Raw genomic sequence first — 15,969 nt, forward strand, 5'->3', positions numbered from 1 at the left:
GGCGTTCCGAGCCACGAGGGGGGAGGCTCGGAGCGCCCCGCTCCGTGCGCCCGACGGGCGGCGGAGCGCCGTCTCAGGCGACTCCCCCGGCCTCGTCGAGCGCCCGCAGCACATCGTTGATCAGGTCCTCAGGGTCCTCGGCGCCCACCGAGAAGCGGATGAAGCCCTCCGCGACCGCGTCACCGCCCCAGCGCCCGCGCCGCTCCGCCGTGGAACGCACACCGCCGAAACTGGTGGCCTCGTCCACGAGCCGCAGCGCTTCGAGGAACCGCTCCGCCCGCTTCCGGTCGGCCAGTTCGAAGGAGACCACCGGCCCGAAGCGCCGCATCTGCCGGACGGCCACCGCGTGCGAGGGGTCGTCGGGCAGTCCCGGGTAGCGCAGCCCGGTCACGTCCGCGCGCCCGGCGAGCGTCCGCGCGAGTGCGAGCGCCGTGGAGCACTGCCGGTCGATCCGCAGCTGGAGCGTGGCGAGCGAACGGTGCGCGAGCCAGGCCTCCATGGGCCCGGGGATGGCGCCGACGACCTTGCGCCACCGCCGTACCTCCGCCGCCCGCTCGGGATCACGGCAGCTGACGTGACCGAGCAGGATGTCCCCGTGCCCGGTCATGCCCTTGGTGTCGCTGGCGACGGAGAAGTCCGCGCCCAGATCGAGCGGCCGCTGCCCGAGCGGGGTGGCGAGGGTGTTGTCGACGGCCACGAGTGCCCCCGCGGCACGGGCCTCGGCCACCAGCCGGCGGATGTCGCAGACGTCGAGCCCGGGGTTGGACGGGGTCTCGATCCACAGCAGCTTGGCCCCGGCGAGCACGGCGAGCTGGCCGTCGCCGCCGGTCGGCGCGGTGCGGACCTCGATGCCGTACGCCCGCAGCCGCTCGTGCAGCAGCGGCAGGGCCTGGTAGCCGTCGGTGGGCAGCACCACCGCGTCGCCCGCCTTCAGCTGGGAGAAGAGGACGGCGGAGATCGCGGCCATGCCGGAGGCGAAGACCAGCGTCTCGACGCCCTGCTCCCCGGGCGCCTCCAGCTCGCCGATCGCCCGCTCCAGGTGGGTCCAGGTCGGGTTCTCGTCGCGGCCGTAGGTGTACGGCCCGGTCGGCTCGCCCGGCAGGTGGAAGTGCGCGGCGAAGACCGGCCCCGGCAGGGTCGGCTCGTACTTCACCGGCTCGGGAAGTCCGGCCCGCACGGCACGCGTGCCGTCGCCGATGTCCATGTCGCTCACGGTGTCCGGTCCTCCAGTTCCAGGCGTACGGCCGCGAGCAGTCCCCCGCTCGCGGCCTCCACCAGTTCGAGGCACTCCTCGAAGCCCCGGCGGTCCCCGTAGTACGGGTCCGGGACGTCCAGTGCGTCCCCGGCGGCGGGGTCGTAGGAGCGCAGCAGTCGTATCCGCGCCGCTTCCTCGGGGGTGCGGGCGAGCGCGCGGAGTTCCCGCAGGTGCCCTTTGTCCAGCGCGATCACCAGGTCGAGGTCCGGGAACCAGGAGGCCCGGAACCGGCGTGCGGTGTGCGCGGAGGTGTAGCCGTTCTCGTCGAGGACGGAGACGGTACGGGGGTCGGCGGCGTCGCCCTCGTGCCAGCCACCGGTGCCGGCGCTGTCGACCTCCACCACATCGCCGAGGCCGGCGTCCTCCACATGTCTGCGGAAGACGTGCTCGGCCATCGGCGAGCGGCAGATGTTGCCCGTGCAGACGAAACAGACGCGATAGGTCACGGGCCGCACTCAGTCACTGTCGGGGAGCACGACGTTCAGCGCCCACGACACCACGGAGATGATCAGGCCGCCGAGGACGGCGGTCCAGAAGCCCTCCACGTGGAAGCTGAGGTTGAACTGCTCGGCCAGCCACGAGGTGAGCAGCAGCATCAGGGCGTTGACCACCAGGGTGATCAGGCCGAGGGTCAGAATGAAGAGAGGAAGCGTCAGGAGCTGGACGACCGGCTTGACCAGGAAGTTCACGAGCCCGAAGACCAGGGCGACGAGAATGAGGGTCAGGGCCTTCTTGCCGGTGCTGTCACCGGTCAGAGTGATGTCCTCGAGGAGCCAGATGGCGACTCCGAGGGCGCCCGCGTTGGCGAGCGTCTTGACTAGAAAATTCATCATGTGTCTGATCGTGGCAGACGTGATCGGGCCGAGGGCAGGGGCTGACAGGCGATGAAGGCATTCCGACTGGACGAACTGGAAGCGGAACGTGCCGCGAACCAGGGCGCGTACCTCCAGTTCCTGCGCGAGCGGAACATGTCGGTGGGCCTGTACGCGCTGGACGCCGGGGAGCTCGACCCGCAGCAGCCGCACCGCCAGGACGAGGTGTACTTCGTGGTGAGCGGCCGGGCGGCGATCACGGTGGGGACGGAGACGACCCAGGTGGCGCGGGGCAGCGTGGTCTATGTGCCGGCGGGGGAGGAGCACAGGTTCCATCACATCAGCGAGGACCTGCGGGTGATGGTGGTCTTCTCGCCGCCGGAGGCGTGAGGCTCCGGGGAGGTCCCCGAATCCTGACGACCTGGGCGGGCCCCTGAGGCCCGATGCCCCGGGAGGTCCTGAGCCCCTAGGGGGCGGATCAGGGGAGAGCGGGGGCCGCAGGGCCCCCATGGGTCACGTCCGGACCCTAGCCTTGGAGGTGTTCGACGCGGAGTGCGTGGAACGGATCTTCGAGAGCGAGGTAGGACGATGGCCGTGCAGCAGATTCTCGCGGGGATGCCCTGGTGGGTGAAGTGGGTCGCCATACCGGCCCTCGCCCTGCTCGTCTTCGGCGGACTGATCACCAGCGTCCTGGCCTTCGTGGTCGGGCTGCTCTTCAAGGTGCTGCTGTTCGTGGCCCTTGTCGCCGGACTGGTCTACGTCGTACGGAAGTTCAGCTCCTCGAACCGCTCGAGAGAGGACTGGTAGCACAAGCTACCGATCGGTATGAGGCCGACGGAGGGGATTAGCCCGGCTGGGGGAACGCGCTGGTCGAATCAGAGCATGGGCCCAGGGGCTGCCATTAGAGTGGAATCTCTCCGCCGTGTTGGGGACTACAGACGTAGACCTCCCTACTGACCAGCGGTTTCCCAGGCCCGGCGGGCGCGCGGGGGCGGCCCCCGCGGGCGGGTGCGATGCATCCGTCGTCACGCCTGGGGGTGACCTTTGGCCACGGCTTCGCAGACGGCTGCGCCAACCCTGATCGGCTCGGTGCAGCGTGCGCTGAGACTTCTGGAGGCCGTGGCCTCCCATCCGGAAGGCGCCCCGGCCAAACAGCTCGCCCGTGAGACGGGCCTTCCGCTGCCCACCACGTACCACCTGCTCCGCACCCTGACGCACGAGGGCTATCTGCGCCGCGAGAAGGGCGTGTTCGTGCTGGGTGAGGCCGCCGTCCGACTGGCCGGCGGCGAAGCTGTGCAGAATCGTCGCATCAAGATCGAAGACTCCCTTGCCCGCTGGCGGGACGAGATCGGTGTGCCGGTCTACTTCGCCCTCTACCGCGAGGGCGAGATCGAGCTCGTCGCCGTAGCCGACACCCCTTCCGCCCCCGCAGTGGAGGAATGGGCCGACTTCCGCGAGACCGGGCACGCCCATGCGATCGGGCAATGTCTGCTGAGCCAACTCGATCTGAAATCTCGTCAAGACCACCTCGACCGGCATCCGGTCGAAGCCATCACCCCGTATACGGTGCGTAACCGCCACGTCCTTTTGGATCGTTTGGGCGGTTTGGGGCGAATGGAGCCCCTGGTGGAGCGTCAGGAATATGCGCTCGGCACGGTCTGTGCCGCGATCCCCATCACCGCGGGCTCCGTGGCGGCCGCAATGGCGATTTCCCTCCCTCTTCACCAGGAAGAACGGTTGCTCCCAGCAGTTGAGCGGCTACGTACGGAGATCGGAAGGCTCTTCGGCTCGTTCGCGTTCTCTATCAGTATCTGAAAAATCACTCCTTGTGATCTGCTAGCGCTTACAGCACGATTGCGTCAAGAGGGCCACGGGGGATCATTCCTGGCCGTTTCGGTCACAGCTTTCAGCAGCTGTGTTTACACAACTGCTTCATCTACTGCGGGGTACATGATGCGAGAGTCGGTTCAGGCCGAGGTCCTGATGAGCTTCCTCGTCTCCGAGGAGCTCTCCTTCAAGATCCCTGTCGAGCTGCGATATGAGACCCGGGATCCCTACGCGGTGCGGATGACCTTCCACCTCCCCGGGGACGCGCCGGTGACCTGGGCGTTCGGTAGGGAACTGCTGCTCGACGGGATCAACAGGCCGAGCGGGGACGGCGATGTGCACATCGCCCCGACGGAGCCCGAGGGGCTCTCGGACGTCTCCATCCGGCTCCAGGTCGGCGGCGACCGCGCCCTGTTCCGGGCCAGCGCGCCGCCGCTCGTCGCCTTCCTCGACCGAACGGACAAGCTCGTTCCGCTCGGTCAGGAACGGACACTCGGCGACTTCGAAGATCACTTGGAGGCTGCGCTGGGCCGGATTCTGGCCGAGGAGAACGCCGGGCCGGCCGCCTGACGCCGCCCGACCCGGCTGCCTGCCCCGGCCGCCCGACGCTGCCGACCCGGCGGCTCGTCACTTGGCGCGACGGCGCCGTCCGCCCCGTACCTCGGCAGGCCTGGGGCCTCCCGGCCGGCCGATCGTTCCCGCACGGCCGCCCGCTCCCGGCCCGGCCCCGGGGTCCGTCCGGTCGGCGGAGACGACCAGGGCCGCGAGCGCCGTGGTGACGGGCACGGAGGCGACCAGACCGATCGACCCGACGAGCGTACGGACGATCTCCTCGGCGACCAACTCGCTGTTGGCCACCGTCCCCGTGCTGCTCTGCGCGATCGAGAAGAGAAGCAGCAGCGGGAGGGCGGCGCCCGCGTACGCCAGCACGAGCGTGTTCACGACCGAGGCGATGTGGTCGCGGCCGATCCGGATCCCGGCCCGGTACAGCGCGCGCGGCCCCATGGCCGGATCGGCCTGGTGCAGCTCCCAGACCGCCGAGGTCTGGGTGACCGTCACGTCGTCGAGCACGCCGAGCGAACCGATGATGATGCCGGCGAGCAGCAGACCGGACATGTCGATGTCCGGGTACAGGCCGTGGATCAGGCCGGTGTAGTCGTCGGTGTTGCCGGTGAGCGAGGCCCAGCCGATGAAGAGCGAGCCGAGCAGACCGATGAGCAGCAGGGAGATCAGCGTCCCCAGCACCGCGACCGAGGTACGGGCCGAGAGGCCGTGGCACATGTAGAGCGCGATCAGCATGATCGCGCTCGACCCGACCACCGCCACGACCAGCGGATTCGATCCTTCCAGGATCGCCGGCAGGATGAAGAACGTCAGGATCAGGAAGCTCACGACGAGCGCGACGAGCGCCATCACGCCCCGCATCCGGCCGACGAGCACCACCGCGAGGGCGAAGATGCCGGCGAGGACAGCCATCGGGACCTTGCGGTTCACGTCCGTCACCGAGTACTGCAGGTCGCGGGGGGCGTCGGGGGCGTACGCCACCACCACGCCCTGCCCCTCGCGCAGTTGGCGCGTCGCGTCGGGCTGGATGATCTCGGTGAACCGCCGCCCCTTCTCAGCGCCGGTGGTGACCTCGATCGTCGCCTTCTCGCACTGGTCCTGCTGGGCGTCGGCCGCCTCGCGCCCCTCCGGGGTCGAGGTGTCCCCGGTCGGCGGGCCCTGGCCGGCGTTCACGGAGGCGCAGTCGACCTGCTCCACGGAGACGACCTTGCCCTGCTCCGTCTGCCGGTCGAAGCCGACGCCGGTGCGTTCGTGCGCCGGGGCGCCGCCGGGCCACAGGACCGCGAGCCCGACCACGACGGCCGTCGCGAACGGGATCAGGATCGCGGCGATGACCCTGCGCAGATGACGGGATACGGGGGCGGCGGGGCCGTGGCTGTGGCTGTGGCCGTGCCCGTGGGAGGGACTGCCGCCGTGCCCGCCACCAGGGCCGGGGTCGTGCCCGCCACCAGGGCCGGGACCGTGGCCCCCGCCGTGGCCGGGACCCTGGTCCGGACCGTGGTGGTGGCCGTGCGGCTCGGGAGTCTGCTGGGGGAGAGTCACCGACCGATCATCGCAAGAACGTCGGGGGCCCACTGTTCAGCACGCCAGGGATGCCGCTAGCGTGGTGGCACCTTTGCACACGCGGGAGCTCGGAGCACCGGGCTGAGAGGGCGCTGATCACCGTACGCGCGTACTGATGTACGTACGGGAGGAGGCTGCGCCGACCGCCGAACCTGTTACCGGGTAATGCCGGCGTAGGGAGATCGGTCTCATGACCATTCAGGATGCACGCACGCCTGCCTCCGGCCAGAACGTGGCCGACGAGTGGGAACGCACGCCGGGCTGGCACAAGGGGTACGTCCAGGGCTCGCGCCCGGACCTCCGGGTGCCGGTCCGTCAGGTGCACCTCACCAACGGCAAGGACGTCACGCTGTACGACACGTCCGGCCCTTACACCGACCCCACGGTCGACACCGACGTCCGGCGGGGCCTTCCGCCGCTGCGCGAGAACTGGATCATCGCGCGCGGCGACACCGAGGAGTACGCGGGCCGCCCGGCCCGCCCCGAGGACGACGGCATCAAGCACACCTCGCCGCGCGGTGGCGGGCTGAAGAACCTCGACGCGGTCTTCCCCGGCCGCCCGCGCCTGCCGCGCCGGGGCCGCGAAGGACAGGCCGTGACCCAGCTCGCGTACGCCCGCCGGGGCGAGATCACCCCGGAGATGGAGTACGTGGCGATCCGGGAGAACGTCTCCCCCGAGGTCGTACGGGAGGAGATCGCGGCCGGCCGCGCCGTGCTCCCGGCGAACGTCAACCACCCGGAGATCGAGCCGATGATCATCGGCAAGCGGTTCCTGGTGAAGGTCAACGCCAACATCGGCAACTCCGCCGTCACCTCCTCCATCGAGGAGGAGGTGGAGAAGATGACCTGGGCGACCAAGTGGGGCGCCGACACGGTCATGGACCTGTCCACCGGCCGCAACATCCACACCACCCGCGAGTGGGTCCTGCGCAACTCCCCCGTCCCGATCGGCACCGTGCCGCTCTACCAGGCCCTGGAGAAGGTCGACGGCCGGGCCGAGGACCTCACCTGGGAGATCTACAAGGACACGGTCATCGAGCAGGCCGAGCAGGGCGTGGACTACATGACCGTGCACGCCGGCGTACTCCTGCCGTACGTGCCGCTCACCGCGCGCCGCAAGACCGGCATCGTCTCGCGCGGCGGCTCGATCATGGCCGCCTGGTGCCTCGCGCACCACAAGGAGAACTTCCTCTACACGAACTTCGAGGAGCTCTGCGAGATCCTGGCGGCGTACGACGTCACGTACTCGCTCGGCGACGGCCTGCGGCCCGGGTCGATCGCGGACGCCAACGACGCGGCGCAGTTCGCGGAGCTGCGCACGCTCGGCGAGCTGAACACGATCGCCAAGCGCCACAACGTCCAGACGATGATCGAGGGCCCCGGGCACGTCCCGATGCACAAGATCAAGGAGAACATCGACCTCCAGCAGGAGATCTGCGAGGAGGCGCCGTTCTACACGCTCGGCCCGCTGACCACGGACGTGGCGCCCGCGTACGACCACATCACCTCGGGCATCGGCGCGGCGATGATCGCCTGGTGGGGCACGGCGATGCTCTGCTACGTCACGCCCAAGGAGCACCTGGGCCTGCCGAACAAGGACGACGTGAAGACCGGCGTCATCACGTACAAGATCGCCGCGCACGCGGCGGACCTCGCCAAGGGGCACCCGGGCGCGCAGGAGTGGGACGACGCGCTGTCGGACGCGCGGTTCGAGTTCCGCTGGGAGGACCAGTTCAACCTGGCGCTCGACCCGGACACGGCCCGCGAGTTCCACGACGAGACCCTGCCGGCGGAGCCCGCGAAGACCGCGCACTTCTGTTCCATGTGCGGTCCGAAGTTCTGCTCGATGAAGATCTCGCAGGACATCCGGAGGGAGCACGGCGGTGATCTGAAGGCGGATGAGATCGAGGCGGGCATGGCCGCGAAGTCGGCCGAGTTCGCGGCGACGGGCAATCGGGTGTACCTGCCGCTGGCGGAGTGACCGGGGGCACCCGGCAGCACCGGCCCGCGACCCTGGGGGCGTCATGGGCCGGTGCCCGTCAGGGGTCCGGTGGGGACGTGGCGGCGAGGACGTCGTGGAGGAACGGCAGGATGCCGCGCTCCAGGAGGGCCAGGCGCCAGGCATCGCGGGCGCGGGACAGTTCGTCGTCCGGGGCGGCCCCGAGCGGGCCGCCCACCTCGGTCGGGCTGTTGCGCAGGGCCGTCACGAGGAGTCCGGCGGCTGCGAAGAGCAGTCCGGCGGCGGCCACGACGCCGAAGACCAGGCCTGCCGTGAGCAGGGTCGCGCCGAAGACCACGGTGGGAGCGAGGGCGTGCAGGACCGCGCCGACCAGCAGGAAGATGACGGCGGCGGCGCCCGCGAGGACGGGCACCAGGACGGTGAAGACCGCGACGACGCCCGCGCCGGGGCCCTGCGGATCGGAGAGTGTCGGCGTACGGGTCCCGAGGGCCGCGCGGTGCTGTTCGCGGACCTTCACGTAGTGGTCGTACTCGCTCGCCGCCGCGCTGGTGACGAGGGTGGTCGCGTTCAGCGTGAGGGCGCGCAATTGCGCCAGGCTGAGCCGGGTTCCGGCCCCGGCGAGATCCGGACGTGCGTGGGCGGTGCTCAGTGCGTCGTCGAGAACCCGCTCGTACTCGGCGCGGTCCTCGGTCAGCAGGTGCGGAGCCACGTTCATGTGCATCCCCCGATGCTCCGTAGGCCCGGATCAGCCGTGGGAAACGGTCGGTTGGGCGGAAACGGAGGAGAGCCTGCTACGGATGGACCCGATGGTATTGCGGTGATGCCACAGGCTGACAGGGTGTTTCCGGAATTCGACTTCCCCGGATGCGCAGGGTTATGCCTCAGCCGTTCAGCGGGAGTTGGACGACCAGCAGCTTTCCGGCCATGGTCACTCCGCCGTCCATGGCGATCGCCAGACCGTCCGCGTACACGTGCGGTCCGTCGACGACCGGGCCCGCGTCGCTCTCGCCGTCCTCCGTGCCGACCTGGCCGAGGAGGTACGGGATCGGGCTGTGGCCGTGGACGATCCGGTGGCCGCCGTAGGTGGAGAGCAGCTCCTGAACGGCCTGCGGGCCGCCCTCGTCGCGGAAGGCGAAGCGCTTGGTGAACTTCCGGAAGACGTCCCAGACCTCGTCGGCGTCGTTCCGGTTGAGGATCTCGTGGACCGTGTCGTTGACGTCCTCGATGGTCTGGCCGTATTCGAGGTACGCGGTGGTGTCGGAGTGCAGGAGGAGGTGGTCGTCCTCGCGCACCACGGCGTCGAGCCGGGACATCCACTGGAGGTGGACGTCCTGGAGCCGGTCCATGTCGTGCTTCTGGCCGCCGTTGAGCAGCCAGGCGGCCTGGAAGGTGGCGGTGCCCGCGCCGGAGTTCACCGGGGTGTCGCCGAAGCGCTTGGCGCCGATGAGCAGCAGCTCGTGGTTGCCCATGAGGGCCTTGCAGTAGCCGCCGGCGGCGGCGGCCTCGGCGGAGAGGCGCATGACCAGGTCGATGACGCCGATGCCGTCGGGGCCGCGGTCGGTGAAGTCGCCGAGGAACCAGAGGCGGGCGTTTCCGGCGGACCAGTTGCCGTTCTCGTCGATGAGGCCCTGGGCGTGGAGGGCGGAGACGAGTTCGTCGAGGTAGCCGTGGACGTCGCCGACGACGAAGAGCGGGCCGGGTCCCTCGCCGTTCCCGGGGGCGGGCTCGGCGGCGGGGGCGGGCTCGGGGGTGACCGGGACCTGGACCGTGTCGCCGCGGTTGATGATCGGGAGGTCGCGCTCGGTCGGGGTGTACCCCTCGGGGAGGCTGCCCTCCGGGAAGGCGTTGCCGGGGTGACCGGTGGCGACGGAGACGATGGAGGAGCCGGCCGCGACGGCGTACGCGGGCGTGGTGCGGCGCCCGAGGAGCAGGGTCGGCTCGGCGGGCAGCGGCGCGGTGGGGGCGGGCGCGGGTGCCGACACGGGCATCGGCGCGGTCGCCGGAGGACTCGCGGGTGCCGGTGGGGTCGCGGGAGGGCTCGCCGGTGCGGTCGCGTACGCCGCGGCGGGGTGCGGCTGCGCCGGGTGCGGGGCGTGCTCGGGGTGCGGCGGGTGTTCGGTGGGTGGGGTCTCGGCCGGTGGCGGGACCGGCAGTGGCTCCGTGGACGTCGGATCGGTGGCGTGGCCCTGTACGGGCACACGGGCGTACGGCGGTACACGGAAGTCACGCAATGTCGCCGTGCGCGCCACGGGCTCCTGCCCGGCCCCCTGAGTCATGGACCCCTCCACCACCGTCGCGATGCCCTGCACATCGCGGACCGGCCTGGTGGGGGTGGCCCGCGATGTCGTGCGCCCATCATAGGAATGAGGGTCCTCCTGTGTGACGCACCAGGGGTGGTGAATCCGGGTCCACTCCGGGTTCACCGGTTGTTTCGCCCGAATTGAGAAGGTCCAGTCCAGGGTTGGGGCCGGTGTGCCGGCTGGTTTCGCCGTCCCGGCCCACGGGCAGGGGCGGGACGGCGGTGGGGTGACGACCCGTCGGAGAGTTCAGTCCTTCGAGGGTTGGCGCGGTGGACTGACCGTCGTACGGGGTGAACGGCGCTGCGAGGAGGTGCGGACGATGAGTTCGGTCGGTATCACCCGCTCGACCGGTCCGTCGGCGTCGATCCCCTCGATGGCGTCGATGAGGAGCTGGACGACGGCCGTGCCGATCCGGCGTGGTTTGAGCGAGAGCGTCGTGATGGGCGGTTCGGTGGTGGCGTAGACGGTCGACTCGCTGCAGCACACCAGCAGCAGGTCGTCCGGGACGCGGAGTCCGTAGCGGCGCGCGGCCGCGAGGAGGTCGGTTCCGTTGGGGTCGAAGAGGCCGTACACGGCGTCGGGCCGGTCCGGTCGGGCGAGCAGCCGGTCGGCCGCGACGGCGCCCGCGCACGGGTCGTGCGCCGGGTAGGCCTCGTAGACGGGGTCCTGGCCCACCCGTGCGCACCAGTTCAGGTACGCGGTGGTGGACAGGCGGGTGTACGTGTCGGTGGTGGTTCCGGTGAGGAGGCCGATGCGGCGTGCGCCGGCGTCGGCGAGGTGGTCGAGCAGATCGAGGACGGCGGCTTCGTGGTCGTTGTCGACCCAGGCGGTGACCGGAAGGGTGCCGGCGGGGCGTCCGTCGGAGACGACGGGCAGGCCCTGGCGGACCAGTTCGGTGACGACCGGGTCGTGGTCGGAGGGGTCGATGACGACGGTGCCGTCGAGGGCGACGTTCGACCAGACGTCATGTCGGGAGGTGGCGGGGAGGATGACCAGGGCGTAGCCCCGGGCGAGTGCGGCCGATGTGGCGGCTCTGGCCATCTCCGCGAAGTACGCGAATTCGGTGAAGGTGAAAGGTTCATCCCCGTACGTGGTCACGGTCAGGCCGATGAGTCCCGACTTACCGGTGCGGAGCGTGCGGGCCGCCGCGGAGGGGCGATAGCCCAGCCGGTCGGCGACTTCGCGGACGTGGCGCCGGGTGGCGTCGGGGAGTCGGCCCTTGCCGTTGAGCGCGTCGGAGACAGTCGTGATGGAGACTCCGGCGGCGGCGGCCACGTCCCGGATGCCTGCCCGGCCTTGCCGGTTTCCCCGGGTCTGTGCCCGGCTCACCTGGTGCTTCCCTGCTGCTGTCATGGCGAGCCGATAGTAGGGCGACGAGGGGCGGTTGAGCCGGTCGCATATGCAGGCAGTGGCAGGCACGTTTCTGCATGATCGAGAAGTGCCAAGAGGCTCTGAATCCAAGGTAGTTAGGGTCATTACCGTGGGTTCCACGCTCGTCGAACGGTGTAGGCCTGGCGAGGGGGCGAGGTCTCGAAGAGGTCTCAACTCACCTCTACGGGGGATGCGCGCCACGGCGCCCGCCACCCGCGCACGCCACCCAGCCGCGCGCCCCCCTGTTTCGGAGCCGCGCCGGGCACTCCGTACGCACCCTGCCGGGGTCGCCGTTTCCGCAGCGTGTCCCTCCTGTTGTCCGCAGCCCATTCGCAGCGGGAGGGAATCCTCTTAAGGTGAGGAGCATTGGCGGTACGGACGGTCGAGGAGGCCACACTGTGAGCGAGACCAGCGGGACGAGCACGGGCAGCCCGAAGCTGCGCGCCGAGCTGGACGGCGTCCCCACCTACAAGCCGGGCAGGCCGGCGGCCTCGGGCGGCCCGGTGGCCTTCAAGCTGTCCTCCAACGAGAACCCCTATCCGCCGCTGCCGGGGGTCATGGAGAGCACGCTGGCCGCCGCCGCGAGCTTCAACCGGTACCCGGACATGGCCTGCACCGGGCTCACCGAGGAGCTGGCCGACCGCTTCGGCGTGCCCGTCTCCCACATCGCGACGGGCACCGGCTCGGTCGGCGTCGCGCAGTCGCTCCTCCAGGCGACCTCGGGCCCCGGCGACGAGGTCATCTACGCCTGGCGCTCCTTCGAGGCGTACCCGATCATCACGCAGATCAGCGGTGCCACCTCGGTGCAGGTGCCGCTGACCGACGGCGAGGTGCACGACCTCGACGCGATGGCCGCGGCGATCACCGACCGGACCCGGCTGATCTTCGTCTGCAACCCCAACAACCCCACGGGCACCGCGGTGCGCCGGGCCGAGCTGGAGCGCTTCCTCGACCGGGTGCCCTCCGACGTCCTGGTGGTGATCGACGAGGCGTACCGCGAGTTCGTCCGTTCCACCCCCGGTGAAGGAGGGGAGATCCCGGACGGCATCGAGCTCTACCGCGACCGTCCGAACGTCGCCGTGCTGCGCACCTTCTCCAAGGCGTACGGCCTGGCGGGGCTGCGGGTCGGCTTCGCGGTCGCCCACGAGCCGGTGGCGGCGGCGCTGCGCAAGACGGCGGTGCCGTTCGGCGTGAGCCAGCTGGCGCAGGACGCGGCGGTGGCCTCGCTGCGGGCCGAGGACGAACTGCTCGGGCGGGTCGGTTCCCTGGTGGCCGAGCGCGAGCGGGTCCACGCCGGGCTGGTGGCCCAGGGCTGGACCGTGCCGGACGCCCAGGCCAACTTCGTCTGGCTGCGGCTGGGCGAGCGGACCATGGACTTCGCGGCGGAGTGCGAGCGCCACGGTGTGGTGGTGCGGCCGTTCGCCGGCGAGGGCGTGCGCGTCACGATCGGCGAGACCGAGGCGAACGACCTGTTCCTGAAGGCGGCGGAGGGCTTCCGCAAGGAGAGCTGACGAGGCCGGCGGTCGGCCACCGCCCCGCCCCGGCAGACCCGGACCCCCGCGAGCGCCCCGCTCGCGGGGGTCTCCGCGTGTGCGGGGACCCCTGGAGAGCGGGAGGGGACCCCGGTAGAAGATACGGATTTCGTATGAGTCATAATGCTTGTGAATGTGAACGCGTTCACAAGCGTGTCCTGGTTGCTCCCGTAATTTGTGGGATTAACAGGGCAAACTGCCGATGTGACCACGGCGATGTAAGGAGAAAACGACGTGGACCTCGCTCTGGCGCCAGAGACCCTGGCGCGCTGGCAGTTCGGCATCACCACCGTCTACCACTTCCTCTTCGTCCCCCTGACGATCTCCCTCGCCGCGCTCACCGCCGGACTCCAGACCGCCTGGGTGCGGACGGAGAAGGAGAAGTACCTCAGGGCGACGAAGTTCTGGGGCAAGCTCTTCCTGATCAACATCGCCATGGGTGTCGTCACCGGCATCGTCCAGGAGTTCCAGTTCGGCATGAACTGGTCCGACTACTCCCGGTTCGTGGGTGACATCTTCGGAGCGCCGCTCGCCTTCGAGGCGCTCATCGCCTTCTTCTTCGAGTCGACCTTCATCGGTCTGTGGATCTTCGGCTGGGACAAGCTCCCGAAGCGGATCCACCTCGCCTGCATCTGGATGGTGTCGATCGGCACCGTCCTCTCCGCGTACTTCATCCTCGCGGCCAACTCCTGGATGCAGCACCCGGTGGGCTACCGCATCAACGAGGAGCGCGGCCGGGCCGAGCTCACCGACTTCTGGCACGTGCTCACCCAGAACACCGCCCTCACCCAGTTCTTCCACACGATGACGGCGGCCTTCCTGGTCGGCGGCGCGTTCATGGTCGGCATCTCCGCCTTCCACCTGGCACGCAAGAAGCACATCCCGGTGATGCGGACCTCGCTGCGGCTCGGCCTGATCACCCTGATCATCGCCGGCCTCGGCACCGCCATCAGCGGTGACCTGCTCGGCAAGGTCATGTTCAAGCAGCAGCCCATGAAGATGGCCGCCGCGGAGGCGCTCTGGGACGGCGAGGCGCCCGCACCCTTCTCGGTGTTCGCCTACGGCGACGTCGAGAAGGGCCACAACACGGTCGCCATCGAGATCCCCGGGCTGCTGTCCTTCCTCGCCAACGACGACTTCAGCTCGTACGTCCCGGGCATCAACGACGTCAACAAGGCCGAGCAGGAGAAGTACGGGCCCGGCGACTACCGGCCCAACATCCCCGTCGCGTACTGGGGATTCCGCTGGATGATCGGCTTCGGCATGGCCTCGCTGGGCATCGGTGTGCTCGGCCTCTGGCTGACCCGCAAGAAGTTCATGCTGGCTCCCGGGATGAGGACCGGTGAGGACGAGGTGCCGAACCTGGTCCTGTTCAAGCGGAAGGCACTCAGCCCCCGCCTGGGCAAGTGGTACTGGATCATCGCCCTCTGGACCATGGCGTTCCCGCTCATCGCCAACTCCTGGGGCTGGATCTTCACCGAGATGGGCCGCCAGCCCTGGGTCGTCTACGGCGTGCTGCGCACCCGGGACGCGGTCTCCCCCGGTGTCTCCCAGGGCGAGGTGCTCACCTCGATGATCGTCTTCACGGCGCTCTACGCGATCCTCGCCGTGATCGAGGTCAAGCTCCTCGTGAAGTACATCAAGGCGGGCCCGCCGGAGCTCACCGACGACGATCTCAACCCGCCCACCAAGATCGGCGGGGACTCTCGTGACCCCGACCGCCCGATGGCCTTCTCGTACTGAGGCTCAGGAGATCGAGGCATGGAACTCCACGACGTCTGGTTCGTACTCATCGCCGTCCTCTGGATCGGCTACTTCTTCCTGGAGGGATTCGACTTCGGGGTCGGCATCCTGACCAAGCTGCTCGCCCGCGACCGGGCCGAGAAGCGGGTCCTCATCAACACCATCGGGCCCGTCTGGGACGGCAATGAGGTCTGGCTGCTCACCGCCGGCGGCGCGACCTTCGCCGCCTTCCCCGAGTGGTACGCGACGCTCTTCTCCGGCTTCTACCTGCCGCTGCTGATCATCCTGGTCTGCCTGATCGTCCGGGGCGTCGCCTTCGAGTACCGGGCGAAGCGGGCCGAGGAGAACTGGCAGCGCAACTGGGAACAGGCCATCTTCTGGACCTCACTGATCCCCGCGCTCCTCTGGGGCGTGGCCTTCGGCAACATCGTCCGGGGCGTGAAGATCGACGGGGACATGGAGTACGTCGGCAACTTCTGGGACCTGCTCAACCCGTACGCGCTCCTCGGCGGCCTGGTCACGCTCACTCTCTTCACCTTCCACGGCGCGGTCTTCGCCTCGCTCAAGACGGTCGGTGACATCCGGATGCGGGCACGGGCGCTCGCGCTCAAGCTGGGCCTGGTCACGGCGGTGCTCGCGCTCGGCTTCCTGATCTGGACCCAGGTCGACACGGGTGACAGCTGGAGCTTCGCGGCCATGCTGGTCGCCGCGGTGGCCCTGGTCGGGGCGATCGTCGCGATCAAGGCCGGGCGTGAGGGCTGGTCGTTCGCGCTCTCGGGCGTCACTGTCGCCGCGGCCGTGGCGATGCTCTTCCTCGCGCTGTTCCCGGACGTCATGCCGTCTTCGCTCAACCCCGAGTGGAGTCTTACCGTGACGAACGCGTCGTCGAGCCCGTACACGCTCAAGATCATGACCTGGTGCGCGGCGATCGCGACCCCGTTGGTGCTGCTCTACCAGAGCTGGACCTACTGGGTGTTCCGCAAGCGGATCGGTACCCAGCACATCGCCGAGTCCCACTAGCCGGCCCTTTCCAGGGGAGCAT

15 protein-coding genes are annotated in these 15,969 nt (G+C 69.6%); 8 read left to right on the top strand and 7 right to left on the bottom strand.

Annotation, left to right across the window (positions count from 1 at the left end; all coding sequences use genetic code 11):
• Positions 1-73 precede the first annotated feature (73 nt).
• From V4Y03_RS16910 to V4Y03_RS16920, 3 genes are read right to left on the bottom strand one after another with little or no spacing between them, the layout of a single operon-like run.
• Complete coding sequence (locus tag V4Y03_RS16910; protein WP_332437200.1) at positions 74-1,204, bottom strand: cystathionine gamma-lyase; 1,131 nt, start codon at positions 1,202-1,204, stop codon at positions 74-76.
• Positions 1,205-1,209: 5 nt separating this feature from the next.
• Positions 1,210-1,701 (bottom strand): low molecular weight protein-tyrosine-phosphatase, encoded by a 492-nt coding sequence (locus tag V4Y03_RS16915; RefSeq protein WP_332435456.1) that lies wholly within the window; start codon positions 1,699-1,701, stop codon positions 1,210-1,212.
• A 9-nt stretch (positions 1,702-1,710) separates the two neighbouring features.
• Positions 1,711-2,088, bottom strand: coding sequence for a phage holin family protein (locus V4Y03_RS16920; protein WP_317876320.1), 378 nt, complete (start codon positions 2,086-2,088; stop codon positions 1,711-1,713).
• Between the two features lie 51 nt (positions 2,089-2,139).
• Between V4Y03_RS16920 and V4Y03_RS16925 the strand changes: the two genes are divergently transcribed.
• From V4Y03_RS16925 to V4Y03_RS16940, 4 genes are all read left to right on the top strand, one after another.
• A complete protein-coding gene (locus tag V4Y03_RS16925) occupies positions 2,140-2,457 on the top strand; it encodes a cupin domain-containing protein (RefSeq protein WP_317876319.1) in 318 nt (105 codons plus the stop codon).
• A gap of 204 nt (positions 2,458-2,661) precedes the next feature.
• Positions 2,662-2,874 carry a DUF5326 family protein gene (locus V4Y03_RS16930; protein ID WP_317876318.1) on the top strand — a complete coding sequence of 71 codons (213 nt, stop codon included), beginning with the start codon at positions 2,662-2,664 and terminating at the stop codon, positions 2,872-2,874.
• A gap of 237 nt (positions 2,875-3,111) precedes the next feature.
• Complete coding sequence (locus tag V4Y03_RS16935; RefSeq protein ID WP_317876317.1) at positions 3,112-3,882, top strand: IclR family transcriptional regulator; 771 nt, start codon at positions 3,112-3,114, stop codon at positions 3,880-3,882.
• Between the two features lie 138 nt (positions 3,883-4,020).
• Positions 4,021-4,464 (top strand): SsgA family sporulation/cell division regulator, encoded by a 444-nt coding sequence (locus V4Y03_RS16940; RefSeq protein ID WP_317876326.1) that lies wholly within the window; start codon positions 4,021-4,023, stop codon positions 4,462-4,464.
• A 57-nt stretch (positions 4,465-4,521) separates the two neighbouring features.
• On the opposite strand, the gene V4Y03_RS16945 is transcribed toward V4Y03_RS16940, so the two are convergent.
• Complete coding sequence (locus V4Y03_RS16945) at positions 4,522-6,000, bottom strand: YibE/F family protein (protein WP_332435457.1); 1,479 nt, start codon at positions 5,998-6,000, stop codon at positions 4,522-4,524.
• A 211-nt stretch (positions 6,001-6,211) separates the two neighbouring features.
• Between V4Y03_RS16945 and thiC the strand changes: the two genes are divergently transcribed.
• Positions 6,212-8,002, top strand: a complete 1,791-nt coding sequence (gene thiC, locus V4Y03_RS16950; protein ID WP_332435458.1) for a phosphomethylpyrimidine synthase ThiC — start codon at positions 6,212-6,214, stop codon at positions 8,000-8,002.
• A 58-nt stretch (positions 8,003-8,060) separates the two neighbouring features.
• On the opposite strand, the gene V4Y03_RS16955 is transcribed toward thiC, so the two are convergent.
• From V4Y03_RS16955 to V4Y03_RS16965, 3 genes are all read right to left on the bottom strand, one after another.
• The gene (locus V4Y03_RS16955) at positions 8,061-8,702 is read right to left on the bottom strand and encodes a hypothetical protein (protein WP_332435459.1); all 642 of its coding nucleotides are present in this window, start codon (positions 8,700-8,702) and stop codon (positions 8,061-8,063) included.
• A 160-nt stretch (positions 8,703-8,862) separates the two neighbouring features.
• Positions 8,863-10,272: a metallophosphoesterase gene (locus V4Y03_RS16960; protein ID WP_332437201.1), complete on the bottom strand. Its 1,410-nt coding sequence runs from the start codon at positions 10,270-10,272 to the stop codon at positions 8,863-8,865.
• 255 nt (positions 10,273-10,527) lie between these two features.
• Positions 10,528-11,634 (bottom strand): LacI family DNA-binding transcriptional regulator, encoded by a 1,107-nt coding sequence (locus V4Y03_RS16965; protein WP_317877390.1) that lies wholly within the window; start codon positions 11,632-11,634, stop codon positions 10,528-10,530.
• A 416-nt stretch (positions 11,635-12,050) separates the two neighbouring features.
• Between V4Y03_RS16965 and hisC the strand changes: the two genes are divergently transcribed.
• The 3 genes from hisC (at position 12,051) to cydB (ending at position 15,947) form a co-directional block, all read left to right on the top strand.
• Positions 12,051-13,163, top strand: coding sequence for a histidinol-phosphate transaminase (gene hisC, locus V4Y03_RS16970; RefSeq protein WP_317877389.1), 1,113 nt, complete (start codon positions 12,051-12,053; stop codon positions 13,161-13,163).
• A 255-nt stretch (positions 13,164-13,418) separates the two neighbouring features.
• A complete protein-coding gene (locus V4Y03_RS16975; protein ID WP_317877388.1) occupies positions 13,419-14,927 on the top strand; it encodes a cytochrome ubiquinol oxidase subunit I in 1,509 nt (502 codons plus the stop codon).
• Between the two features lie 18 nt (positions 14,928-14,945).
• The gene (gene cydB / locus V4Y03_RS16980; RefSeq protein WP_332435460.1) at positions 14,946-15,947 is read left to right on the top strand and encodes a cytochrome d ubiquinol oxidase subunit II; all 1,002 of its coding nucleotides are present in this window, start codon (positions 14,946-14,948) and stop codon (positions 15,945-15,947) included.
• Positions 15,948-15,969 lie beyond the last annotated feature (22 nt).

This window comes from Streptomyces sp. P9-A4, from assembly GCF_036634195.1.
Classification (GTDB): domain Bacteria; phylum Actinomycetota; class Actinomycetes; order Streptomycetales; family Streptomycetaceae; genus Streptomyces.